General features: G+C 64.2%; 20 protein-coding genes and 1 pseudogene. 8 read left to right on the forward strand and 13 right to left on the reverse strand.

Annotation, left to right across the window (positions count from 1 at the left end):
• Positions 1-97 precede the first annotated feature (97 nt).
• Positions 98-1675, reverse strand: a complete 1578-nt coding sequence (locus tag LB529_RS24335) for a trimethylamine methyltransferase family protein (RefSeq protein WP_224712505.1) — start codon at positions 1673-1675, stop codon at positions 98-100.
• A 309-nt stretch (positions 1676-1984) separates the two neighbouring features.
• Between LB529_RS24335 and LB529_RS24340 the strand changes: the two genes are divergently transcribed.
• The 3 genes from LB529_RS24340 (at position 1985) to LB529_RS24350 (ending at position 6887) form a co-directional block, all read left to right on the forward strand.
• Positions 1985-3145 (forward strand): MFS transporter, encoded by a 1161-nt coding sequence (locus tag LB529_RS24340; protein ID WP_224712556.1) that lies wholly within the window; start codon positions 1985-1987, stop codon positions 3143-3145.
• A 72-nt stretch (positions 3146-3217) separates the two neighbouring features.
• Complete coding sequence (locus LB529_RS24345) at positions 3218-5290, forward strand: prolyl oligopeptidase family serine peptidase (RefSeq protein WP_224712506.1); 2073 nt, start codon at positions 3218-3220, stop codon at positions 5288-5290.
• A gap of 217 nt (positions 5291-5507) precedes the next feature.
• The gene (locus LB529_RS24350) at positions 5508-6887 is read left to right on the forward strand and encodes an aspartate aminotransferase family protein (protein ID WP_224712507.1); all 1380 of its coding nucleotides are present in this window, start codon (positions 5508-5510) and stop codon (positions 6885-6887) included.
• Positions 6888-7217: 330 nt separating this feature from the next.
• Here the strand turns inward: LB529_RS24350 and mmsB are convergent, their stop codons facing one another.
• Positions 7218-8102 (reverse strand): 3-hydroxyisobutyrate dehydrogenase, encoded by an 885-nt coding sequence (gene mmsB / locus LB529_RS24355; RefSeq protein ID WP_095764951.1) that lies wholly within the window; start codon positions 8100-8102, stop codon positions 7218-7220.
• Between the two features lie 20 nt (positions 8103-8122).
• Entirely contained in the window at positions 8123-9289 is a 1167-nt protein-coding gene (locus LB529_RS24360; protein ID WP_224712508.1) for an isobutyryl-CoA dehydrogenase, read from the reverse strand.
• 138 nt (positions 9290-9427) lie between these two features.
• Here LB529_RS24360 and LB529_RS24365 point away from each other — a divergent pair, with 138 nt between their 5' ends.
• Positions 9428-10033, forward strand: coding sequence for a dimethylsulfonioproprionate lyase family protein (locus LB529_RS24365; RefSeq protein ID WP_224712509.1), 606 nt, complete (start codon positions 9428-9430; stop codon positions 10031-10033).
• Positions 10033-11508, forward strand: a complete 1476-nt coding sequence (locus LB529_RS24370; RefSeq protein WP_224712510.1) for a cobyric acid synthase — start codon at positions 10033-10035, stop codon at positions 11506-11508. The genes LB529_RS24365 and LB529_RS24370 overlap by 1 nt, the downstream gene beginning before the upstream one ends.
• A gap of 264 nt (positions 11509-11772) precedes the next feature.
• On the opposite strand, the pseudogene LB529_RS24375 reads toward LB529_RS24370, so the two are convergent.
• The 4 genes and pseudogenes from LB529_RS24375 to LB529_RS24390 form a co-directional block, all read right to left on the reverse strand.
• Positions 11773-12188 (reverse strand): annotated as a pseudogene (locus LB529_RS24375) (VOC family protein).
• Positions 12189-12271: 83 nt separating this feature from the next.
• Positions 12272-13105: a helix-turn-helix domain-containing protein gene (locus LB529_RS24380; RefSeq protein ID WP_224712511.1), complete on the reverse strand. Its 834-nt coding sequence runs from the start codon at positions 13103-13105 to the stop codon at positions 12272-12274.
• Between the two features lie 84 nt (positions 13106-13189).
• Positions 13190-13360: a hypothetical protein gene (locus tag LB529_RS24385; protein WP_095764956.1), complete on the reverse strand. Its 171-nt coding sequence runs from the start codon at positions 13358-13360 to the stop codon at positions 13190-13192.
• Between the two features lie 53 nt (positions 13361-13413).
• Positions 13414-14199, reverse strand: coding sequence for a TSUP family transporter (locus LB529_RS24390; RefSeq protein ID WP_224712557.1), 786 nt, complete (start codon positions 14197-14199; stop codon positions 13414-13416).
• A gap of 108 nt (positions 14200-14307) precedes the next feature.
• Here LB529_RS24390 and LB529_RS24395 point away from each other — a divergent pair, with 108 nt between their 5' ends.
• Positions 14308-14733 carry a TerB family tellurite resistance protein gene (locus LB529_RS24395; protein WP_224712512.1) on the forward strand — a complete coding sequence of 142 codons (426 nt, stop codon included), beginning with the start codon at positions 14308-14310 and terminating at the stop codon, positions 14731-14733.
• 38 nt (positions 14734-14771) lie between these two features.
• On the forward strand, positions 14772-15257 hold the full coding sequence (locus LB529_RS24400) for an NUDIX domain-containing protein (RefSeq protein WP_224712513.1): 486 nt from the start codon (positions 14772-14774) through the stop codon (positions 15255-15257).
• A 4-nt stretch (positions 15258-15261) separates the two neighbouring features.
• On the opposite strand, the gene LB529_RS24405 is transcribed toward LB529_RS24400, so the two are convergent.
• The 5 genes from LB529_RS24405 to LB529_RS24425 form a co-directional block, all read right to left on the reverse strand.
• On the reverse strand, positions 15262-16884 hold the full coding sequence (locus LB529_RS24405; RefSeq protein WP_224712514.1) for an ABC transporter ATP-binding protein: 1623 nt from the start codon (positions 16882-16884) through the stop codon (positions 15262-15264).
• The gene (locus tag LB529_RS24410; RefSeq protein ID WP_224712515.1) at positions 16881-17750 is read right to left on the reverse strand and encodes an ABC transporter permease; all 870 of its coding nucleotides are present in this window, start codon (positions 17748-17750) and stop codon (positions 16881-16883) included. Before LB529_RS24410 ends, LB529_RS24405 begins: the two co-directional genes overlap by 4 nt.
• Positions 17747-18796: an ABC transporter permease gene (locus LB529_RS24415; RefSeq protein WP_224712516.1), complete on the reverse strand. Its 1050-nt coding sequence runs from the start codon at positions 18794-18796 to the stop codon at positions 17747-17749. Before LB529_RS24415 ends, LB529_RS24410 begins: the two co-directional genes overlap by 4 nt.
• A gap of 28 nt (positions 18797-18824) precedes the next feature.
• Positions 18825-20306, reverse strand: coding sequence for an ABC transporter substrate-binding protein (locus tag LB529_RS24420; protein ID WP_224712517.1), 1482 nt, complete (start codon positions 20304-20306; stop codon positions 18825-18827).
• 117 nt (positions 20307-20423) lie between these two features.
• Entirely contained in the window at positions 20424-21701 is a 1278-nt protein-coding gene (locus tag LB529_RS24425) for an acetylornithine deacetylase/succinyl-diaminopimelate desuccinylase family protein (RefSeq protein WP_224712518.1), read from the reverse strand.
• Between the two features lie 261 nt (positions 21702-21962).
• On the opposite strand from LB529_RS24425, the gene LB529_RS24430 reads away from it, so the two are divergent.
• Positions 21963-22394: a L,D-transpeptidase gene (locus tag LB529_RS24430; protein WP_140846163.1), complete on the forward strand. Its 432-nt coding sequence runs from the start codon at positions 21963-21965 to the stop codon at positions 22392-22394.
• Between the two features lies 1 nt (position 22395).
• Here LB529_RS24430 and LB529_RS24435 read toward each other — a convergent pair whose 3' ends face one another.
• On the reverse strand, positions 22396-23388 hold the full coding sequence (locus tag LB529_RS24435; RefSeq protein ID WP_224712519.1) for a lipid A biosynthesis lauroyl acyltransferase: 993 nt from the start codon (positions 23386-23388) through the stop codon (positions 22396-22398).
• Positions 23389-23390 lie beyond the last annotated feature (2 nt).

A 23390-nucleotide genomic window follows, 5' to 3' on the forward strand; every position in this document is an offset into this window, starting at 1 on the left:
TCGCCGCGCGCCTTTCCTCTCCCCCGTCGATCGGGGGAGAGGTGTCGAGCGAAGCTCGACGGAGTGGGGGTCGACTGCTCATCAGCAACACAGAAAATCAGAAATCCGTCGGCGCGCCGCCTTCGGCGCGGCGTTTCTCGACGAAATCGTTGAGCTCCTCGCGGATGGCCGGATCCATATAAGGCTCCTCGTAGGAGGCAAGGCGCTCCTTCCACACCTTGTTGGTCCGCTCCATCGCCGTCGGCGAGCCCGCCTCGGACCATGTCTCGAAATTGCGCCAGTCGGACACGATCGGCGAATAGAAGGCGGTCTTGTAGCGCTGCTGCGTGTGCTGGGTGCCGAAGAAATGACCGCCAGGACCGACCGACTGCATGGCGTCGAAGCCGAGCGCATCCTCGGAGAGGTCGAGCGGGGTGAGGAATTCGGCCACCATCTGCAAAAGGTCGATGTCGAGGATGGTCTTTTCATAGGAGCAGCGCAGGCCGCCTTCCAGCCACCCGGCGCCATGCATCATCAGATTGCCGCCGCCCTGGATCGCGCCCCACAGCGAGAACACGCTTTCATAGGCGGCCTGCGCGTCGACCGTATTGGCGGCGCAGGTGTTGGAGGTGCGGTAGGGAATTTGATAGCGGCGGGCAAGCTGGCCGCCGACGAGCTGCGCCTTCATATATTCGGGCGTGCCGAAGGCCGGCGCGCCGGACTTCATGTCGACATTGGAGGTGAAGCCGCCATAGCCGACCGGCGCGCCTTTCTTGACCATCTGCGCGAAGGCAATGCCTGAGAGCGCCTCGGCGTTCTGCTGCACCAGCGCGCCGGCGACGGTGACGGGCGCCATGGCGCCGGACAGCGTGAAGGGCGTGACGATCACGGCCTGGCCCATGCTCGACATCTGGATGATGCCTTCCATCATCGGCACGTCGAGCTTGAGCGGCGAATTGGTGTTGATGATGGTGAAGACCGACGGTTCCTGCATCAGCTGCTCGCGGCTGATGCCGCGCGCGATGCGGGTGATCTCGATGCCGTCGACATTGCGCTCCTTGCCGAGTGAATAGATGTGGAAGACCTTGTCGGTCAGCATGGCGAGGTCGCGGATGCATTCCAGGTGCCGCACCGACGGATGGATGTCGATCGGCTCGACCGGATAGCCGCCGGTGCAGTGCAGGATGTTGTGCATCTGCGCCAGGCGCAGGAAGTTGCGGTAATCGGCCTGGTTGCCGGGCCTGCGGCCGCGGTCGAGGTCGGAGCAGTTCGGCGCCGAAGCCATCATCGACAGGATGACGTTGTTGCCGCCGAAGCGCAGATTATGCGCCGGGTTGCGGGCATGCAGCGTGAACTCCGACGGGCAGTGCGAGACAAGCTCGAGGATCATGTCGCTGTCGAAGCGCACGCGCTCCGAGCCGTCGCGCACGTCGGCGCCGTGCGCCTTCATGATGCGGCGGGCCTCGTCGTGCAGAACGTCGACGCCGATTTCCCTCAGCACGCGCAGCGAGGCGAGGTGGATCGATTCCAGCTCGTCGTCGGACACCAGCCTGGTCGGCGTCAGCGGGTTCTTCAGCTGCCGGAAGGCGGGCTGCTCGAAGGCGGCCGAGCCGCCGGCGCGCTTTCCCGCGCGGCCGCCACGGCGGGCGCGATCGGTTGCCAGTGCCGGCTCGGCGGGATGAAGGGCGGCAGTCATGAGAAGCCTCGTGAGGATGCGAATTTGGCCGGCATAATGGACTGGCAGCAATGCAGCCGGTGAGGAGGCGGCGACCACTAGGGCGAGGGAAGCGACATGACGGAAGGGGAGGCGGCCGCAGGCGATCGGCCGCTCGGCTGCCTGCCGTCATCGTCGGGCTCGATGCTTGCTGGGTGCCGATACCTTGTGCTGATCCTGGCAGCGCCAGCGCTCCTGACAGGGACTGGCTGGAGCATGCGCTTTAGCCGCCGTTGGCCCTTACGGCTGTTGCCGGTAGCGGCTAAGGCTCCGAAGATTGGAGCGGCAATGATGGCGCTGGCGGGCTCGGAAAGCGACGAGACGGTGCAGTGGGCGGCGATCACCGGCGTGATCGCGACGGTTTCCGTCTTCGCCATTGCGCAAGGGCTTTCCTATCCGCTGCTGAGCTTTATCCTGCAGCGCCAGGGCGTTTCGCCGGCGATGATCGGGCTGTCGGCGGCGATGACGCCGGTCGGCTTCATCCTGTCCTCGCCGCTGATCCCGGGATTGGCGCGCCGGTTCGGGGCAGGGCGCACCGCGCTGACCTGCGCGGCGCTTTCGGCGCTGGTGCTGGCGCTGATCGGCTGGACGCAAAATGTCTATCTGTGGTTCCCGCTGCGCTTCCTGATCGGCGTGGTGACCAACCCGCTCTATGTCTTGAGTGAAATCTGGGTGATCGCTCTGGCGCCGCCGGCGCGGCGCGGCCGCGTCATGGGCATCTATTCAACCATCATCTCGGCGGGCTTCGCGGCCGGGCCGCTCTGCCTGCTTGGCGTCGGCACGGAAGGTTGGCCGCCTTTCCTTGTCGGCATTCTTGCCTTCCTCTTCTGCGGCGGCTGCCTGGCCGTGGTGGTGAAGCGGCTGCCGAAGGTCGACGAGGCCGAGAACAAGGTCTCGGTGCTGGGCTTCATACCGATGGCCTGGCTGCTTATGTCGGCCGTGATCGTCGCAGCCGGGTTCGAGCAGGCGATATTGGCGCTGCTGCCGGTCTACGGGACGCATCACGGCATTCCCGAGGCGCGCATGTCGGCGCTGCTTTCCGTGATGATCGCCGGCAACATCGCCATGCAGGTGCCGCTCGGTCTGCTCGCCGAAAGATTGACGGCGCGCCTGGTGCGGTTCGGCTGCGTGGCGGTGACTGTCCTTGGATGCGTGGCTTTGCCGGCGCTGATCGAGACGCCGCTGATCTGGGCTTGCGTCTTTATCTGGGGCGCCGTTTCCTACGGCATCTACACGATGTCGATCATCGAGCTCGGCGAACGCTTCACCGGGTCGGCGCTGGTTGCCGGCAATGCCGCCTTTTCGCTGATGTGGGGTTTTGGCGGCATCGTCGTGCCGCCGCTCACCGGCGGCGTCATGGATGTCATCGGCGCCGCCGGCCTGCCGGTCACGCTTGGCGCCATCTGCGCGGCGCTGGCGGCGGCGACAGTTGTTCGACGGCGGGTTTTGTAATCGGCCCCGAATGGCTCTTGAATATCAAGGCAGCGAACGCGATGTAGGCGGGGCCGCCGGATGGAGACCTGCATGACCAGCACGATGACCAAAACCCAGCTCGAATTGACCGCCGACGATCCCTACCTCTGGCTTGAGGATCGCAACGGCAAGGAAGCGCTGGACTGGGTTCATCGCCAGAATGCGCTGACGGTCGCCGAACTGCAGGGCGATCCTTCCTATCAGGCCGCGTTCGAGACCGCGCTCGACCTGATGACCGCTGAGGACAATATGCCCGTCGGGGCTGCGCTTGCCGGCTACGTCTATAATTTCTGGCAGGACAAGACCAATGCGCTGGGTCTCTGGCGGCGCACGACGGTCGCGTCCTACAAGACCGACAAGCCCGACTGGGAGACGATCATCGACTTCGATCAGCTTTCCGCGAAGGAAGGCGTGAAGTGGGTGTTCGGCGGGGCGAGCCGGCTCTATCCCGATTTCAACCGCTGCCTGCTCTACATGTCGCCCGATGGCGGCGATGCCAGCGAGATGCGCGAATTCGATGTCGCGACGAAATCCTTCGTCGAGGACGGGTTTCGCGCTCCCGCTTCCAAGTCGGGCTTTTCCTGGCTGGACGAGGATACGGTGATCGTCTCCGCCGCTTTCGAGGAAGACGACAAGACGCAGTCCGGCTATCCGCGCGTGATCAAGCTGTGGCGGCGCGGCGCCAAGCTCGAGGACGCCACGCCGATCCTCGAAGGCGAGAAACAACATCTCGCGGTCGGCGGCGGCGTCGAATATGACGGCGACAAGCGGCACGTGCTGCTCGGCAAGACGCTCGACTTCTTCACCTCGCACAGTTTCCTGCGGCTGGCTTCGGGTGAGAACCGGCGCATCCCGCTGCCCGACGACGCCACCGACACGATGGTCTTCAAGGGCCAACTGATCTTCGGCGTGCGCAGCCCCTGGACGGCGCCGGACGGCACGCGCTGCCTGCCCGACGGGCTCTATTCGGTCGATTTCGATCGCTGGATCGAGAGTGGTGCCTTTGGGCCGTTCCAGACCGTGCTCGAGCCGGCGCACCGCGTTTCGATCGCTGGCCTCGCCAGGACGCAGGACCGGCTGTTCATCAACCTGATGGACAATGTGCGCGGCAAGATCATCGCCTGCGACCGCGCCGCAGAAGGCTGGTCGCTTAAGCGGATAGCGCTGCCCGACAACGGCAATGTCGGCATCAGCCATGTCGAGCATTTCGGCGCGAGCGTCTCCTTCTCCTTCACCGATTTCCTGACGCCGAGCTCGATCATCTGGTCGGATGACGATGGCGAGACGCTTCAAACGGTGAAGTCGCAGCCGGCCCGCTTCGACGCCTCGCCTTATATCTCGGAGCAGTTCGAGGCGCGCTCGAAGGACGGCACGATGATCCCGTATTTCGTGGTGCGGCGGCGCGACCAGAAAGGGCCGGTGCCGACACTGCTCTACGGCTATGGCGGCTTCGAAGTGCCGCTGCTGCCCGGCTATGCCGGCATTCGCGGCCGGCTCTGGCTGGACAAGGGCAATGCCTATGTCCAGGCCAACATCCGCGGGGGCGGCGAGTTCGGTCCGGCCTGGCACCAGGCAGCGCTGAAGGGCAAGCGCCAGAACGCTTTCGACGATTTCGCGGCGGTGGCCGAGGACGTGGTCCGGCGCGGCATCACCACGGCGGCGCAGCTTGGCATCCAGGGCGGCTCCAATGGCGGCCTGCTCACCGGCACGTCGCTGACGCAGCGGCCGGAGTTGTTCGGCGCCGTCATCATCGACGTGCCGCTGCTCGATATGCTGCGCTACACCGAACTGCCGCCCGGCGCCTCGTGGATCGCCGAATATGGCGATCCGTCGAAGCCGGAAGAGGCGGCCTGGCTCGGCGCCTATTCGCCTTACCAGCATGTCGCGGCGAACGTCGCCTATCCGCCCGTGCTCCTGATGACGTCCACCGCCGACGACCGCGTTCATCCCGGGCATGCCCGCAAGATGGCGGCGCGGCTGCAGGAGGCAGGACACGGCAGGACGCTGTTCTTCGAAGAGACCGAAGGCGGCCATGGCGGGCGCGGCGATCGCCGGCCGCAAGCGGCGCAGACGGCAATGCGCTATGTTTTCCTGCAACGGGCGCTGGGTAAGCCTGCCTCATAGGCATGGCTTGAATTCTAGGCCTCAGGCGGCATAAGCTGCTGCCATGATCCGCTTCAGCACATCAGGCGCCTTCGGGGTCGCGGTGACGCCGTCACCGCGGACCCTTCGCGCCGAGCTGCTGCGGCTGTGCGCCCGCATCGGCTATTCGCCGCCCCGTTTCCTCTGACGAATCCGCCCCGGCCGCTGCCGGATTGATTCAAGAGGAAAGATCAAATCCATGACGTATCAGAATTATTCGCTGAAGCAGCTTCAGCAGATCGATGCCGCGCATCACCTTCATCCCTTCACCGACCATAAGGAATTGCGCGAGACGGGCTCGCGCATCATCACCCATGCCAACGGCCCGTTCATCTACGATGCCGACGGCACCGAAATCCTCGACGGCATGGCGGGCCTGTGGTGCGTCAATGTCGGCTATGGCCGCGATGAGCTGGCCGAGGCGGCCTACGCGCAGATGAAGGAGCTGCCTTACTACAACTCCTTCTTCAAATGCTCGACGCCGACGCCGGTGCTGTTGTCGAAGAAGCTGGCGGAGCTGGCGCCGACGCATGTCAGCCAGGTTTTCTACGGTTCGTCCGGATCGGAGGCCAACGACACGGCGCTCAGGCTCGTGCGCCATTATTGGGCGCTTGAAGGCAAGCCCGAGAAGAACCGCGTCATCTCGCGCAAGTCGGCCTATCACGGCTCGACCGTCGCCGGCACGTCGCTCGGCGGCATGGAGCCGATGCACAAGCAGCTCGGCGGCGCGGTGCCCAACATCGTCCATGTGATGATGCCCTATGCCTATGAGCTCGCGTCGCCCGGCGAAAGCGACCATGATTTCGGCATCCGCGCGGCCAAGGCGGTCGAGGACGCGATCCTCGAAGCCGGCGCCGACAAGGTCGCCGCCTTCATCGGCGAGCCGGTGATGGGCGCGGGCGGCGTGAAGATCCCGCCGATGAGCTATTGGCCGGAAGTGGAGCGCATCTGCCGCAAATACGACGTGCTGTTGATGCTGGACGAGGTGATCACCGGCTATGGCCGCACCGGCGAATGGTTCGCGGCGCAGACGTTCGGGATCGAGCCCGACACCATCACCACCGCCAAGGCGCTGACCTCGGGCTACCAGCCGCTCTCGGCGCTGCTGGTCGGCGACCGCATCGCCAAGACGCTGGTCGAGAAAGGCGGCGAGTTCTACCATGGCTACACCTATTCCGGTCATCCGGTGGCTTGCGCGGTGGCGCTCAAGAACCTCGAGATCATCGAGAAGGAAGGGCTTGTCGAAAGGGTCAAGAACGACACCGGTCCCTATTTCGCGCAGGCGCTGCAGGAGCGGATCGCCGGGCACAGGCTGGTCGGCGAGGTGCGCTCGATCGGCCTGATGGGCGCGATCGAGATCGTCAAGGACAAGGCGACCAAGGAACGCTATTTGCCATCGGGAAGTGCGGCGGTCGTCGTGCGCGACCACGCGATCGCGCAGGGCATGATGCTGCGGGCCACCGGCGACACGATGATTCTCTCGCCGCCGCTGATCTGGACGCGCGCCACGATCGACATGGCCTGCGAGCGCATCGCCAGGGCGCTCGATCTCGCTGACGCCGATTTGCGCAAGCGCTAAGCGGATATTCTCCGGGCGCTCCTGACTAGACTAAGCGCCCGGTCCATTCCTGGACGGCTCGCGGAGGGCGTCTCCGAAACGCAAAAACCGCGTCCCTGCGGGAACGCGGCTTTGCCAGATACACATGGCATTTCGCTACGAGAATACTTGCGAAATTTACGGGCTCCGGTACGCGAGACCTGATCCGGAGCGCCGGGCAGACGCGATGTCCGCCTCGCAGTCCGTTTTAAAGGCACATCGTTACCGGTGCGTTAGCAAGACCTTAAGCAAATCTAAATTTGCCGGCTTCGCACCGGCAAATCTTGGAAATAACCCTTTAAAAGCAGAGACTTATGCCGGATTTCCGCGCAGGAAATTAATAATGCCGGAAAAATCGGCGCCGGCGTGGCCTTGCGCATTGAACAAGGCATAGAGCTGCGTGGCTTCGGCGCCGAGCGGAGTCGCGGCGCCTGCGTTCTGCGCGGCTTCCTGCGACAATTTCAGGTCCTTCAGCATCAGCGCGGCGGCAAAGCCGGGCTTGTAGTCGCGGTTGGCCGGCGAGGCCGGAACAGGACCGGGCACCGGGCAATAGGTGGTCAGCGACCAGCACTGGCCCGAGGAAGTGGAGGCGACGTCATACAGCGCCTGGTGCGACAGGCCGAGCTTTTCGGCCAGCACGAACGCTTCGGCGACGCCGATCATCGAGATGCCGAGAATCATGTTGTTGCAGATCTTGGCCGCCTGTCCGGCGCCGTCGCCGCCGCAATGAACGACGCGCCCGGCCATCGGCTTCAGGATCGGCTCGGCGGCGGCAAACGCCTGATCCGAGCCACCGGCCATGAAGGTGAGTGTGCCGGCAGCGGCGCCGCCCGTGCCGCCGGAGACGGGTGCGTCGATCGACGGATGACCATGCTTCGCGGCAATGGCATGCGCCTTGCGCGCCGATTCGACATCGATGGTCGAGGAATCGATGAACAGCCCGCCTTTCCTGGCCTTGGGCGCGATGTCCTCATAAACCGACAGCACATGCTTGCCGGCCGGCAGCATGGTGATGACGACGTCAGCGTCCTTCACCGCCGCGACGGCGTTCGCCATGACGGTGACGCCGTGTTCCTTGGCAGTGGCTAGGTTCTCGGGCACGAGGTCGAAGCCCAGCACCGTATGACCCGCCTTTACGAGGTTGGCGGCCATGGGATTGCCCATATTACCGAGGCCGATGAAGGCGATGGTTGCCATCGTTTTCTCCCGATTTTGCGTCAGCGCCCAATCAACGAGCGCGCGATGATGACGCGCATGATCTCGTTGGTGCCTTCGAGGATCTGGTGGACGCGCAGATCCCGCACCAGCTTCTCGATGCCGTAATCGTGCAGATAGCCGTAGCCGCCGTGCAATTGCAGCGCCTGGTTGGCGATGTCGAAGCCGATATCGGTGACGAAGCGCTTGGCCATCGCGGACCATTTGCCGGCATCCGGCGCCTTGCGGTCGAGCTTGGAAGCGGCGGCGTAGAGAAAGATGCGGGCCGCCTGCAGTTCCGTTTCCATGTCGGCCAACCTGAACTGCAGCGCCTGGAATTGGTTGATCTTGGAGCCGAAGGCCTTGCGCTCGGCGGTATAGGCTAGCGCCTTGTCGAGCGCCGACTGCGCGCCGCCAAGCGAACAGGCGGCGATGTTGAGCCGGCCGCCGTCGAGCCCGGCCATGGCGATGCCGAAGCCGGCGCCTTCCGCGGCGAGCAGGTTGTCGGCCGGCACCTTGCAATCCTCGAAGATGACCTGGCGGGTCGACTGCATGTGCCAGCCCATCTTGTGCTCGTTGGCGCCGAACGAAAGGCCGGCCGCATCCTTGGGCACGACGAAGGTCGAAATGCCTTTCGGGCCATCGCCACCGGTGCGCGCCATCACAACATAGAGGTCGCTGTCGCCGGCGCCGGAGATGAACTGCTTGGCGCCGTTCAAGACATAATCGCCGCCGCTTTTCACCGCACGCGTCTTCAGTGCAGCCGCATCCGAGCCTGAGCCGGGCTCGGTCAGGCAATAGCTCGCCAGCCACTCCATAGAGGTCAGTTTCGGCAGGAAGCGCCGGCGCTGCTCGTCTGAGCCGAAGCGGTCGATCATCGAGGCCGCCATGTTGTGGATGGAAATGAAGGATGAGAAGGCCGGATCGGCGTGGGCAAGCGCCTCGAAGATCAGCACGGCATCCAGCCGCCCCAGCGCCGAGCCGCCGACATCGTCGCGCACATAGATGCCGCCAAGGCCGAGCGGCCCGGTCTCGCGGATCACATCGGCGGGGAAGTGCTTTGCCTTGTCCCAGTCGAGTGCATTGGGCGCGACGCGGTCCGCCGCGAAGGCTCGGGCCATCTCCTGGATGGCGCGCTGTTCCTCGTTGAGTTCGAATTGGCCAGTGCCCGCATCGACTGCCGCGTCCATGGCGTGCTCCCTGTCGTTCAGGCCTTCTGGCCTGTCGTTTTTGGCTTTGCGCGCCGTTCAATCTAGACCAATGATGCCGCCGCGCAACCCGGGCCGTTGAGAACCGGCTGTGCATGGAATGACGAACGGAGTTCTTGCGTGCCGACAATTTTCGATGAGTTGCTGGAGCGATTCCGCGCCTATCTCGCCGGCGCCGACAACGATCTGGTGACGGATGAAGTCGCGCGCATCGGCTGGGACATGCCTGCGCGTTCTCTCGAGCCGCATGCGCTTGGCTGCCTTAGCCATCTCGATCGCATCGCCGAGTTGGCTCCGGCCGATGCCGGGCCGTTGACGCGATTTGTTGCCGACCACCGGGACGAGTTGCGCTGGGGGCAGACCTATACCGCCGCCGATTTCGGGCAGAGTTTTGTCGACAATTACGGCTGGCTGGAAGTGTTCGGCACGCGCGGGCATTTCGTCAATGACGAGGTCGCGGCCGGCCTGCTGATCCTTGGGCCCAACATCGTCTATCCCGACCATCATCACCTCGCCGAGGAGATCTATATCCCGCTGACCGGCGACACGGAGTGGCGGATGGGCGAAGGGAACTTTCATACGCGCGACGCCGGCGAGGTCATTCACCACGCGTCCAATGTCAGCCATGCCATGCGCACGGGCAAGGAACCGCTGATGGCGCTCTATCTCTGGCGCGGCGGGCCGCTGGCACAGAAATCGACCATTGGCTCAGGGGGCAGGGGCTGATGGCGAAAGCGATCATGCTGCAGGGCACCGGCTCGGATGTCGGCAAGACCGTGCTGGTGGCGGGGCTTTGCCGCGTTGCGAAGAATCGCGGGCTGAAGGTTAGGCCATTCAAGCCGCAGAACATGTCGAACAATGCTGCCGTTGCCAATATTTCGGGCGACGCCACAACCGGCGAAGGCGAGATCGGCCGCGGGCAATGGCTTCAGGCGCTGGCCTGTGGGGTGAGGCCGACCGTCCATATGAACCCGGTGCTGCTCAAGCCGCAGAGCGATATCGGCTCGCAAGTGGTGGTGCAGGGCAAAGTCTATGGCGAGGCGCGGGCGCGCGACTACCAGGCGATGAAAGCCGGGCTGATGGACGCGGTGCTGGATTCGTGGGCGAAGGTCGGCGCGGGCGCGGACCTGGTCGTCGTCGAGGGCGCGGGCTCGCCCGCCGAAATCAATCTCAGGAGCCGCGACATCGCCAATATGGGCTTTGCCACGTGCGCCAATGTGCCGGTGATCTTGGTCGGCGACATCGACCGCGGCGGCGTGATTGCGTCCGTGGCCGGCACGCATCTGATCCTGCCGGAGGAAGACCGGCGCATGATCGCCGGCTATCTCATCAATAAGTTCCGCGGCGATATCTCGTTGTTCGACGACGGGATCAGCGCGATCGAAAAATTCACCGGCTGGCGCTGCTTCGGCGTCGTGCCGTGGCTGAAGGCGGCCGGGCGGCTGCCGTCCGAGGATTCGGTGGTGCTCGAACGCCTCGCTTCCGGCGAGAAGCGGGCGCTGAAGGTGGCGGTGCCGATGCTGGCGCGCATCGCCAATTTCGACGATCTCGATCCGCTGAAAGCCGAGCCGCAGGTCGAGGTGGTGTTCGTGCCGCCGGGCAAGAAGCTGCCGGAAGATGCCGGGTTGGTGGTCATCCCCGGCTCCAAATCGACGATCGGCGATCTCCTGAAATTCCGCGAGAACGGCTGGGATCGCGATCTTCTCGCCCATCGCAAGCGCGGCGGCCATGTCGTCGGCATCTGCGGCGGCTATCAGATGCTCGGCCGCATGGTGCGCGATCCCGACGGCATCGAAGGCAGCGTCACTGAGGCCGAAGGTCTTGGCCTGCTCGACATCGAAACGGTGATGGAGCCTGAGAAGACTGTGCGCAATTCAAGCGCGCAGTCAGTGCAGTTCGGCCTGCCGCTCGAAGGCTACGAGATCCATCTCGGCCGCACCACCGGCCCGGACACGGCGCGGCCCTCGACGATCCTCAACGGCGTCGAGGACGGCGCGGTCTCCGCGGACGGCAAGGTGATTGGCACCTATCTGCACGGACTGTTTTCCGCCGACGCTTTTCGCGCCGCATACCTGGAGGGCCTTGGCGTCAGGGGAGGCGGTATCGACTATCGCGCGGATGTCGAGAAGGCGCTGGACGAGGTCGCGGCCGAGCTGGAGAGGCATCTCGACTGCGACGCGATTTTTGCCATCGCGCGCTAGATAGCTCTATCGAACCCACAGGGTTTGTGATTGGCGAAAACGCCCCTCGGGTCGTCATCCACGGGCGGAGCAAGGAGCGAAGCGACGCAGCGCAGACCCGAGGATCCATTCCGTGACGTCAAGGCGTTTGCAACAGGGCAGAATTCTGCTCCGCTGCACCCCTCGCGTGAGGTAACGGAATGGATCCTCGGGTCTGCGCGTCCGCTTCGCCCGTGGATGACGAAGCTGGCAGATCGCGGCCAATCTCCAGCGTCGCTGATGGCCTCACGCCTTCTCCTCCACCTTCGGCCAATAGGTGCCGAAGGACCAGACATTGCCTTCCGGGTCGAGGCAGATGAACTCGCGGCTGCCATAGTCGCGGTCGACCACTTCCTGGATGATTTTCGCGCCGGCCTTCTTGGCACGCGCATAGGCGGCGTCGGCGTCATCGACGGCGATGTAGATCGACTTGCCGCCGCCGCCGGGCTCGCCGACCATCTTGCCGTAATCGTCGTCGCGCGCCGTACCAGCATGATCATTGAGGACCCGAAGGTGAGCTCGGCATGGTGGACAATGTCGCCCTCGCCATAGCGGGCGCGCAGTTCGAAGCCGAAGGCCTCGCTGAGCCAGTCGATCATCTTGGCGGCGTTCCTGTAGCGCAGAGCCGGGTATAGACGGGGTGCTTCGTTTGCTGTCGGCATGACAATCTCCCTGGTCGGTTGATGAATGCCAGTCTGTGCAAAGGCGGTCTCGGCGTCTTGAAGAAATGTTACCTGGGTCAGGCCTACATCGACGCCGCGAGACCGGTCGGCGTTTCGCCGGCCAACTGACGGAACTCGCGCACCAGATGCGCCTGGTCGGCGTAGCCGCAATCGGCGGCGATGCCGGCCCAGTCATCGTCCTGCCGCTTCGACAGGGACAGCGCGCGATTGAAGCGTACGATGCGCGACAATGTCTTCGGGCCGATGCCGATCGCGTCGGTGAATCTCGCCGCCAGATGCTTGCGGCTCCAGCCGATCTCGCCGGCGAGCGTCGAAATGCGGGTGCGGCCGCCTGACGCAATGACCGCCCTGTAGGCCCAGGCGATTTCCGGTGAAAGCGCATTCGCCTCGACAAGGCGGCTGGTAATGAATCCCTCGGCAATGTCGAAGCGCGCGTTCCAATCCGATGCCTCGCCGAGCCGTTCGCGCAATGCGATGCCGTCAAAGCCCAGCGCATCGTCCAACCCGACTATGCGATCGCGCAACTCGCTCATCGGCAGGCCGAAGAACTGCCTGGCGCCAAGCGGGGTGAAATTGACCTGAACGCAGCAGGCGCCGCCAAAGGATTCGATCATGACCGGCCCGGCATAGAGGCCGGCGGCGAAGCTGGCGTAGCGATCGTTGTCGCCCGGGCTGTGGCCGAGCCCGATGGCGAAGGCTTCGGCGAAGCTGATCACCAGCGGCACGGTCAGCGAAGCATATTCGACGATGCGGAAATGGCCGGGACAGGTCTCGCGATAGCCGCAGATATCCGTGACGACGCCCGCAAGCGAGGCGGCGGGCTTGCGCCGCACCATCTCGAAATGGAGGGCGGGAGAGCGATTATCCTGGCGATGGCGCTCTGGCTCGTCGGACATGATCCGAGCCTAGCAGAACACCCCTTCGAAAATCAAAAGCGCCCGGCAGGGCCGGGCGCTCCGAGTTGCCTGAGAATGCTGTGCTCAGGTGCCGCGCATCAAACAGCCGGCGGCGAGCACGATGTAGGCGATAAGCATGATCCAAACGGACGCAAGCGGAATGAATGCGAGAACGCCAAGCGCGGCGAGAAGGCCGATGACGGCGATAACCAACGAAATAATGAACACGATCTGGGTGGGCGCACTGAGATTCATGTCTGGTCCCTCCAACATGATTCGCAACACCAGAACTCTACCAGCAGGAGGCCTCACACACCAAACAGTTGGCGTAAGGGATTGGCGGGGTCGGCCAAGAGCTTGATCGCGAGCGCCACGCACACGACCACCAGCAGCGGCTTGATCAGCTTCGCGCCGGTGCGGATAGCCAGGCTTGCGCCGACACGGGCGCCGATGAACTGCGCCACGCCCATCATCAGGCCGATCTTCCAGTCGATGACTCCGACGGCGGCGAAAACGACGAAGCCGCCGATGTTGGACGCGAAATTGAGCAGCTTGGTGTGCGCCGTCGCCTTGAGCACGCCGTAGCCGGCAAGGGTGACGAAGGCGAGCATGTAGAAGGAGCCGGCGCCAGGACCGAAGAGCCCGTCATAGAAGCCGATCAGCGGCGGGATGATCAGCCCGAACAGGAAAGGCGACAGCCGCTCGGCGCGGTCGACGTCGCCCATGTTCGGCTTCAGCGCGAAATAGAGCGCGATGGCGATCAGCAGCAGCGGCAGCAGGGCGCGCAGGAAATCGCCCGGCACGACGGTCGCCAAAAGCGCCCCGACCGCGCCGCCGGCAAGCGCCAGCGCGGCGGACGGCAGCTGGCGGCGCAGGTCGACCTGGCCGTTGGCGGCATAATGAATGGTCGCCGAGCCGGAACCGAACATGCCTTGCAATTTGTTCGTGCCGAGTGCTGCGACCGGCGAAAAACCGGCAAGCAGCAGCGCCGGGATCGTGATCAGCCCGCCGCCGCCGGCAATCGAGTCGACGAAGCCCGCGGCAAAGGCGGCGGCAATGAGGATGAGGACGGTCTGCAGGGTAAGGTCGATCATCGGGCTGGAGTGAGGCGAGGAGGGAGCCGCAGCTTCCATCACGCTCGCCCCGTTTGCGCAAGAGCGATTCCAAGCTAACAATCAGATCAGACTCGCAAAGGGAGCTTGGTGGCGATGGCGCTGCTCGACCAGATACGTTCGATCTTCGACGGTGACCCGGGTGTGCGCAAGGTGGCGGACGACCCTGTGCTGTCGGCGGAATTGCTGATGCTGTTCCGCATGATCCTGGCCGACGGCTCGGTCTCGGAGAGCGAGATGGTCGTCTTCCGGCATATCTGCAAGGAAGCCTTCGGCATTCCGGAGGCCAGCATCGACAGTGTCATCGAATATCTCAACGATTATGGCTACGAGACCAACGGCTCGCAGGCGATCGCGCTGTTCCGCGACCTCGATGTCGAGCGCCGGAAGCTGCTTGCGCGCCACATGGCTGAGATCGCCAAAGCCGATTCCAAGCTGGCGGAGAGCGAGGTGAAGCTTCTGCGTCGCACGCTCGACCTGCTCGACATCAGCCCCGTCGATTTGGTGAAGCCGTAAGAGTAAGCAAACTGTTCGCTGGCGCTGGGAGCGTTTGAATGGCCTTTGCCGACAGCTATCTTGGGCAATTGCGGGCGTTGATTGGGAACCGTTTGGTGCTCATGCCAGGCGCACGCATCGTCATCGAGCACGCCGACGGACGCATCCTGCTGCAGAAGCGAACCGATTTCGGCTTGTGGGGTCTGCCTGGCGGCAATGCCGAGGAAGGCGAAGGCTTGGAAGCGGTGGTGATCAGGGAGGTCGTCGAGGAAACCGGGTTGATCGTCAGCGATATCGAACCGTTCGGGTTCGGCTGCGATCCACAATATGAAACCTTCCAGTTTCCGAATGGCGATCGCACCCAGTTTTTCGCGCTGGTGTTTTACACGCGTTCCTTTGAAGGCGAGCCGGCCGTCACAGATGACGAAAGCACAGCGGTCGGCTGGTTTGCGCCCGACCGCTTACCCGAAATGCTGCCCAACATGGCACGCAGCGTAGAGGCTTATCTCCGGTTCAAGGTCTCTGGAAAATTCCAGATGATATGAGAGGCTAGCCCTGTTCCTGCAACCGCCGAGCGATGGCCCGATGCAGGTCAGGGGCAGCGGCAACAAGCGCTTGCGCCGCTTCCGAGCGCGGATGGTCGAGCACATCGGCGGCGCGGCCGCGCTCGACGATCTTGCCTTCATGCATGACCAGCACCTCGTCCGCCATGGCGCGGGCGACCGTCAGGTCATGGGTGATGAAGAGATAGGCGATGCCGAGCTTCTGGTTGAGCTCGGCGAAAAGGTCAAGGATCTGGGCGCGGATCGAGACGTCCAGCGCCGATACCGGCTCGTCGGCCACTACCAGCTTCGGACGGGTGATGATGGCGCGGGCGATCGACAGGCGCTGGCGCTGGCCGCCGGAGAATTCATGCGGGTATTTGTCCATGTCGCGCTGGCTAAGGCCGACTTCATGCAGCGCATGCGCGACCATCTCGCGGCGCTCGGCCTTTGCCGGCTGCTTTTCCAGAAGATGCAGCGGCTCGGCCACCAGCTTCTCGACCTTCTGGCGCGGGTCGAAGGAGCCGTAAGGATCCTGGAACACCACCTGCATGTCGCGCCGGGCCGGCTTTAGCGCCCGTTCCGGCTTGCCGGTGATGGGCTCGCCGCGAAAGCGGATCGTGCCCGCCGTCGGCTTGTCCAAGGCGAGGATCATGCGGGCAAGCGTGGACTTGCCGCAGCCCGAGCGGCCGACGAGCGCCACCGATTGCGCGGGCTCGATGGTAAGCGAGACATCGTCGACGGCGCGGATCGGTTGCGCCGGCCGGAACAGCGATTTGCGCCGCCCCGGATAGTCCCGGCCGACGCCCTCCACTTCGAGCAAGGGTTTTGCCGATCCGGCAAGGTGCGGTTTCGGGCGCGCCGGCATATGCATCGAGGCCAGCGCCAGCTCGCGCGTATAGGGATGCTGTTGCTCCGACAAGGTCCGGGCGGTGTCGCCGGCTTCCATCACTTCGCCGTTGCGCAGGATGGTCAGGCGATCGGCCATCTCAGTCACCACGGCGAGGTCGTGCGAGATGAGCAGCAACCCCATGCGGTTCTCGCTGACCAGGTCGCGCAAAAGATCGAGGATTCGTGCCTGCAGCACCACGTCGAGCGCCGTCGTCGGCTCGTCGGCGATCAGCAGCTTCGGTTTCAGCGCGCAGGCGATGGCGATGACGACGCGCTGGCGCTGACCGCCGGACAGTTCGTGCGGGTAGCGCGACAGCGGGAATTTGGCCTCGGGCAGGCCGACGCGGTCGAGGGTTTTTCGCGCGCGTTCCTCCGCTTCGGCGCGGCCCGCTTTGGTGTGCCAGCGTATGCCTTCAGCGACCTGCTCGCCGATGGTCTTGACCGGGTTGAGCGCCGTCATCGGCTCCTGAAAGACCATGCCGATATCGTCGCCGCGCAAGGCGCACATCTGGTCCTCGGTGGCAGCGAGGATGTCGATGCCGTCGAAGGCGACGCGGCCCTCGGCGCGGGCCAGATGCGGCAGCAGCCGCATGATTGTCAGCGCCGTCATCGACTTGCCGGAGCCGGATTCGCCGACCAGGCCGACGACCTCGCCCGGCGCGATTGTCAGCTCGACGCCTTTCAGGATCGGCGTATCGCCGATCGAAAGCGACAGGTTTTCGATCTCGAGCAGGTTCATCTACGCCGCCGCGATTTCGGATCGAGGATGTCGGCAATGCCGTCGCCGAGCAGGTTCAGCCCAAGCACGGTGATCACGATCGCCATGCCGGGGAAGATCGCCATCCAGGGCGCGGTCACCATGCGCGTCTGCGCGTCAAACAGCATGCGGCCCCAGCTCGGCATCGGCGGCTGGGCGCCGAGGCCGACATAGGAAAGCCCGGCTTCGGCGAGGATGCCCAGCGCGAACTGGATCGTGCCCTGGACCAGCAGCAGCGTCGCGATGTTGGGCAGGATGTGCTCGACGGTGATCTGCGTCATGCCCTTGCCGGCGGCGCGCGCGGCAAGGATGAATTCGCGGGGCCAGATGGCCAGCGCGCCCGCGCGGGCGACACGCGCGAAGACAGGGATGTTGAAGATGCCGATGGCGATGATGGCGTTGACGGCGCCCGGGCCGAAGATCGCGGTGATCATGATTGCCGAAAGCAGCGCCGGAAAGGCGAAGACCAGATCGTTGAGGCGCATCAGCGCCTCGTCGACTATCCCGCCGCGCGCCGCGGCGACGGCGCCGAGCGGCACTCCGAAGCCCATGCCGATGCCGACCGCGACCAACGCCACCGCAATCGAGTTGCGGGCGCCGACCATGATCATCGACAGGATGTCGCGGCCGAAATGGTCGGTGCCGAACCAGTGCGCCCAGGAGGGCGCCTGCGTCTTGTCGGCGATCACCAGCCTGGTGACGTCGTAAGGCGTCCAGGCAAAGGAGAGGAGCGCGACGGCCACAACCAGCAGCGTGATGATCAAGCCGATCAGGAAGGAGCGGTTGCCGAAGGCCTTGGCCAGCACGCCGGCGATGGTTTCTTCGGGCAGGTCGATGCGCATGGTCATTGCCGGCCTCTCGAGCGGTTCCGCGTTTCGCGGAATCGCTGAACCGCTCTCAGTATTTGTTTTGGCGCAATTCCGGACGGAAAACCGCTACGCACTTTTCCTGGAATTGCTCTTAGGCGCGGATCGACGATAGCGTAGGAGAAATCGACGAGGAGATTGATCAGGATCACCGCGGCGACCAGCAGCATGACGATGCTCTCGACCACGATCAGGTCGCGCTGGGTGATCGCCTGGAAGATCAGCCGGCCGAGGCCTGGCAAGTAGAAGACATTCTCGATGATGATGGTGCCGGCAAGCAGGAAGGCGAATTGCAGGCCGAGGATGGTGAGCACCGGGATCATGGCGTTGCGCAACGCATGGCGCCACAGCACGGCACGATAGGGCAGGCCCTTGGCGCGCGCGGTGCGGATATAGTCCTCGTTGAGCACCTCGATCAGCGCCGAGCGGGCGACGCGTCCGAGGATCGCCGCCTGCGGCAGCGCGAGCGCGATGGCGGGCAACAGCAGGGATTTCAGCGCCGTCCAGATGCCGGCGCTCCAGCCTGGGAAACCGCCGGCCGGCACCAGCCGCAGCCATACGGCAAACAGATAGATCAGCATCAGAGCGAACCAGAAATTCGGCACGGCGACGCCGAGCTGGGCCGCGCCCATGACGAGCGTGTCGCCCGCGCGGCCCTGGCGGCTGGCGGAGAACACGCCGACCGGAATGGCGATGATGGTCGAGAGCGCCAGCGCGATCAGCGCCAGCGGCAGGGAGACGACGACGCGTTCGCGCACCAGGTCGATGACGGGCACCGAATAGGTGTAGGAGCGGCCGAAATCGAGGCTGAGCAAGCCTGCCGCCCAGTGGAGATAGCGCAGCACCAGCGGCGCGTTCAGCCCCATCTGGTTGCGCAGCACCTCGACCTGATCGGCGCTGGCATTGAGGCCCAGCATCAGGCGCGCCGGGTCGCCGGGCAGGATCTCCATGACCGCGAACACCACGATCGAGGCCAGCACCAGGGTGAGGGCGGCGATAATGATGCGTTTCAGGAGATAGGCGGTCATGGGAGGCGATCGGGCGATCGCGCCGGCCTCAATCCGTCCACTTCACCTTGGTGAGATCGTCCGCCTCGATCGGCCAGTTCGTCCACATGCCCTGCAGCTTGGCGTCCCAGACGCCGATCTTGGGCAGCTCGAACAGGTAGACGGCGGGCACGTCGTGCGCGAGAATCTTCTGCGCCTCGCCCAGCAGCTCCAGCCTCTTGTCCTTGTCGACCGTGGTGCCGAGCTCCTTGATGACATCGTTGAACTTCGGGTTGTCATACTGGAAATAGTAGCCGGGCCGCGAATAGATATCGATGTCGTTTGGCTCGACATGGGAAACAATCGTCAGGTCGTAGTCCTTGTTGGTGAAGACCTGGCTCAGCCACTCCGCCCATTCGACCGGAATGATCTGCAGATTGACCCCGATGTCCTTCAGTTGGGACTGAATCACCTGGCCGCCGTCGCGTGCGTAGGGTACGGGCGGCAGCTTGATCGTGGCCGAAAAGCCGTTCTCCAGCCCCGCTTCCTTCAGATACGCCTTGGCCTTGGCGATGTCGTGCGGATAGACGCCGGTGAGATCGACATAGCCCGCATCGCCTGGCGAGAAATGAGAGCCGATCGGCTTTCCAAGACCGTTCGAGGCCGCGGCGATGATGGCGCTGCGATCGATCGCGGAGGCGAGCGCCTGCCGCACCGCAAGCTTGTCGAAGGGCGGCTTCTTGTTGTTGATCGACAGGATCGTCTCGCCCTCGGTCGAGCCGATCACGACGCTGAAGCGCGGATCGGACTGAAGTTGCTCGAGCGCGTCTTGTGCGGGCATGTTGGCGAAAGCCTGGATGTCGCCCGAGAGCAATGCGGGGACAGCCGCGGCCGCGTCGGGCACGATACGGAACGTCGCCTTGTCGAGCGCGGCGGGCGTACCCCAGTAGTCCGGATTCTTGACCAGCGTGATCTCGGAACCCTTGGCCCAATGATCGAGCTTGAACGGACCGGTGCCGATCGGCTTGTCCTTGTTGCCGTCGGCCGATGCCTTCGCCACGATTACCGCCGCAACCTGGCCCATGTCGCTGAGGAAACTGCCCTGCGGTCCATCGAGACTGACCTTGACGGTCGCCGGATCGACCGCCGTGACATCGGTGATGTGGGCAAAGAGCTGCTTTTGCGGATTGAGCGAATCCTTGGCGCGCGCCCGGTCCAGCGAGAACTTCACGTCGTCGGCGCTGAAGGCCGAGCCATCGTGGAACTTCACGCCCGAATGCAGCTTGAACGTGTAGACCTTGCCGTCGTCAGAGACGGCCCAGCTCTCGGCGAGACCTGACTGAACCTGGCCGTTGTCGTCAATGCGTGTCAGCCCTTCAAAGACGTTGGCATAGGTGACTTCGCCGATGGCCGCGGCCGCACCGGCGGTCGGATCGAGATGCGGCGGCTCAAGCACAATGCCGAGCATGAGGTCGGTGCGTGCGGCAAAGGCCGACGTGGCGGCGGCAAGCGACAGCACAGCCGCGGCCAGGATGGTCTTCCACAATTTCATCGCTGAACTCCCATTTGCTCAAAATGCGCTCAAGCTGGCGGATAGAAGCGTGATTTGGCCTGCGAGTAAATTGCGTTTCGTGCTGCCGGGCGGCGCCAGGCAGAATGTTTTTGCGGATCAGCCGGTTGTACCGCGCAAGAGCACATTGAGGCCGATAGCCATCACCTTGGCCGATTCCAACATGTCGGCGATGCCGACCCATTCGTCCGGCCGGTGGGCGAGGTCGAGAATGCCCGGGCCATAAGCGATGCAGTCATAGAGGTGGCCGATGCGCGCGACATGCTTCTGGTCGTAGGTGCCGGGCGAGATCACATAATCCGGTTCGCGGTCGAAGACCTCCATGATGCCCTTCGCGACGGCCTTCACCACCGGCGCGTCGCGCTCCGTCATCAGCGGCAGCACCTCCATCAGATCGCGGATCTCGTAGTCGAATTTCTCGCGCTCGCGTTTCAGCCGTTCGAGGATGCCGGTGACTTCGCCTTTGACGGAGGCGATGTCTTCTTCGAGCAGAAAACGCCGGTCGATGGTGAGCCGGCACCAATCGGGCACGTTGGGCGAGGGGAGCCCCGGCCGGAAATCCTCGGTCTGGCCGCCATGAATGGAATTGATGTTCATGGTCGAGCGCCTGGCGCCTTCCGGAACCACCGGCATGCGCGTCATCTTGCGGTCGAGGGCCGGAAACAGCTCGTCCTCGAAGGCCTGCAGGACGGCGCCCATATGGCGCACCGCATTGTCGCCGAGGAAAGGCATCGAGCCATGCGCAATCTCGCCCTTGGTCTCGATCTCGGCCCACCACACGCCCCGATGGCCAAGGCAGATGCGATCCTTGTTCAGCGGCTCGGGGATGATGACGTGGTCGACTTTCGGCTTCGAGAAATAGCCGAGCCTCGCCAGATGGGCGACGCCGCCGAAACCGCCCGATTCCTCGTCCGCCGTGCCCGATATCTCGATGGCGCCGGGAAAATCGGGATAGGCTTCCACGAAGGCTTCGACGGCGATGACGGAGGCAGCCAGGCCGCCCTTCATGTCGCAGGCACCGCGGCCATAGACCTTGCCGTCCTTCACCACGCCGGCGAAGGGATCGACGGTCCAGCCGTCGCCGGCCTCGACCACGTCGATGTGCGAGTTGAAATGCACGCAGGGGCCGGGCGAGCGGCCCTCGAAACGGGCAACGACGTTGACGCGCGGGTAGCGGTCGCTGTCGCCTGGCGCGCCTTCGGCACGAATAAACTCGGTCTCGAAGCCGAGTTTCTTCAGGCGCGCGCCGAGAAACTCGGCGCATGGCCGGTAGGCTTCGCCCGGCGGGTTTACGGTCGGAAAGCGGATCAGGTCGGCGGTCAGCGCAACGAGGTCGTCGGCCCGATCCTCGACCGCCTTGAGAAGTCGTTCATTCATCCGGCGGATTGAAGAAGGAACGCAGCACTTTTGCAAGCGACGAGTCGCTCATTGCCACACAACGACCGAAGCATGGACCAACGCCTCGCCTAAACTTCAGAGGGTGCGTGGTGCGGCAGCAACTATACCGCGAAAATCGTTCAAATTCACCGCGTTGCATTGGCGGATTCGTCAAGGAGTGTGTGGTACTTAACGCATCTGCCGGCGAAAAGATGGAAGAACCGCGCGAACGGCAGGGGGCAATCAAAGGGGTTTGATCGCATGAAAAAGTTCGTTCTCATGGCAACCGTGCTGGCAACCGCGTTGTTCGGCATGTCCATCGCAAGCCGGGCGGCTGCGCTGGTGGCCAATATCGACGTCTCGTCGCAGACCATGACCGTCAGCAAATACGGCCAGGTGGTTTATCGCTGGAGCGTGTCGACCGCGCGCAAGGGCTATTTCACGCCGCGCGGCAGCTACCGGCCGCAATGGACTGCCCGGATGTGGTATTCGCGCAAGTATGACAACTCGCCGATGCCCTATTCGGTGTTCTTCCACGGCGGCTACGCCATTCACGGCACCGGGTCGGTGAGAAATCTCGGACGACCGGCATCGCATGGCTGCGTGCGCCTGCATCCGGCTAACGCCGCGGCCTTTTATTCGATGGTCAAGGAAGTCGGCTTCGGCAACACGCGGATTGTCGTGACCAACTGACCTAAAGGCCGACCGTCGCCTGCGACTGTCCGCGCTTACGGCGGCGGCCGCTGATTTCCCAGCGTTTGTGGAACCACATCCACTGGCCGGGGTCCTCGCGCACCCAGCGCTCGACCACATCGGTGAGCAGCTGGGTGGTGGCGCTGACATCGACGCTACCGCCTTCGGTGCGCGGCAAGGTCAGCCTGTCCTCGATTTCCAGGCGGAAGCGGTTGCCCGGCAGCCTGACGCAGCGGGCGGGGTAGACACCGCAGTCATAGTGGCGGGCGAGCATGCCGAGCATCGGGTTGCTCTGGCATGGGCGGCCGAAGAAGGTCGTATCCACGCCGCCCGAGAATTTCTGATCGACCAGCACGCCGATATTGCCGCCCTTTTCGAGGATGGCGGCAAGGGCGAAGGACGCGCCAGCGGCGGAGGGCAGCAGGGCGCCCATCGAGGAGCGGCGCGTCGAGTGGATGTAGTCGGCGAGATAGGGGTTGTTCGGCGGGCGAAACAGCGCCGTGATGTTCATGCCGAAGGTGGCCGCGGCCACCGGCAGCAACTCGAAATTGCCGAGATGGCCGGTGAACAGGATATGCGGCTTCTTCTCGCCGGCGATCTCGTGAAAATGCTCGACGCCGCCTACCTCGACCCGGCCCGGCTCCGAAGCGTTCGGATCGAAGTCGAACAGCGCGTCGAGGAAGATGTATTCGGCGGCAAGGCGGGCCATGTTGCCCCACATGTCGCGCGCGATGGCTTCGATCTCGGCGTCGCTCTTTTGCGGATAGGCAAGGCGCAGATTGTTGACCGCAACGCGGTGGCGCCCGACCATCGGGCCGATGCGGCGGGCGACACGGTCGGCGAAGTTGAGCGCGCTGTCCGGCGGCAACAGGCGCAGCAGCGAGAGCAACACGATGGCGAGCTTGGCGACCAGCCAATGCTCCAGCTGGCGCAGCCGTCGGCCGTAGCGGAACATGAAGTCCCGGCGGGCTTTCCTGAACACCTTGCCGACCATCC

It is taken from the genome of Mesorhizobium sp. CA5 (assembly GCF_020165105.1).
Taxonomy (GTDB): Bacteria; Pseudomonadota; Alphaproteobacteria; order Rhizobiales; family Rhizobiaceae; genus Mesorhizobium.

Excerpts from the sequence above, each read along its gene's own strand:
- LB529_RS24385 (WP_095764956.1), bottom strand. The coding sequence starts at position 13,360 with ATGAATCTCAGTGCGCCCACCCAGATCGTGTTCATTATTTCGTTGGTT.
- LB529_RS24400 (WP_224712513.1), top strand. The coding sequence starts at position 14,772 with ATGGCCTTTGCCGACAGCTATCTTGGGCAATTGCGGGCGTTGATTGGG.
- LB529_RS24340 (WP_224712556.1), top strand. The coding sequence starts at position 1,985 with ATGGCGCTGGCGGGCTCGGAAAGCGACGAGACGGTGCAGTGGGCGGCG.
- LB529_RS24335 (WP_224712505.1), bottom strand. The coding sequence starts at position 1,675 with ATGACTGCCGCCCTTCATCCCGCCGAGCCGGCACTGGCAACCGATCGC.
- LB529_RS24345 (WP_224712506.1), top strand. The coding sequence starts at position 3,218 with ATGACCAGCACGATGACCAAAACCCAGCTCGAATTGACCGCCGACGAT.
- LB529_RS24430 (WP_140846163.1), top strand. The coding sequence starts at position 21,963 with ATGAAAAAGTTCGTTCTCATGGCAACCGTGCTGGCAACCGCGTTGTTC.
- LB529_RS24390 (WP_224712557.1), bottom strand. The coding sequence starts at position 14,199 with ATGATCGACCTTACCCTGCAGACCGTCCTCATCCTCATTGCCGCCGCC.
- mmsB (WP_095764951.1), bottom strand. The coding sequence starts at position 8,102 with ATGGCAACCATCGCCTTCATCGGCCTCGGTAATATGGGCAATCCCATG.
- LB529_RS24380 (WP_224712511.1), bottom strand. The coding sequence starts at position 13,105 with ATGTCCGACGAGCCAGAGCGCCATCGCCAGGATAATCGCTCTCCCGCC.
- LB529_RS24405 (WP_224712514.1), bottom strand. The coding sequence starts at position 16,884 with ATGAACCTGCTCGAGATCGAAAACCTGTCGCTTTCGATCGGCGATACG.
- LB529_RS24360 (WP_224712508.1), bottom strand. The coding sequence starts at position 9,289 with ATGGACGCGGCAGTCGATGCGGGCACTGGCCAATTCGAACTCAACGAG.
- LB529_RS24410 (WP_224712515.1), bottom strand. The coding sequence starts at position 17,750 with ATGACCATGCGCATCGACCTGCCCGAAGAAACCATCGCCGGCGTGCTG.
- LB529_RS24350 (WP_224712507.1), top strand. The coding sequence starts at position 5,508 with ATGACGTATCAGAATTATTCGCTGAAGCAGCTTCAGCAGATCGATGCC.
- LB529_RS24420 (WP_224712517.1), bottom strand. The coding sequence starts at position 20,306 with ATGAAATTGTGGAAGACCATCCTGGCCGCGGCTGTGCTGTCGCTTGCC.
- LB529_RS24435 (WP_224712519.1), bottom strand. The coding sequence starts at position 23,388 with ATGGTCGGCAAGGTGTTCAGGAAAGCCCGCCGGGACTTCATGTTCCGC.
- LB529_RS24370 (WP_224712510.1), top strand. The coding sequence starts at position 10,033 with ATGGCGAAAGCGATCATGCTGCAGGGCACCGGCTCGGATGTCGGCAAG.
- LB529_RS24425 (WP_224712518.1), bottom strand. The coding sequence starts at position 21,701 with ATGAATGAACGACTTCTCAAGGCGGTCGAGGATCGGGCCGACGACCTC.
- LB529_RS24415 (WP_224712516.1), bottom strand. The coding sequence starts at position 18,796 with ATGACCGCCTATCTCCTGAAACGCATCATTATCGCCGCCCTCACCCTG.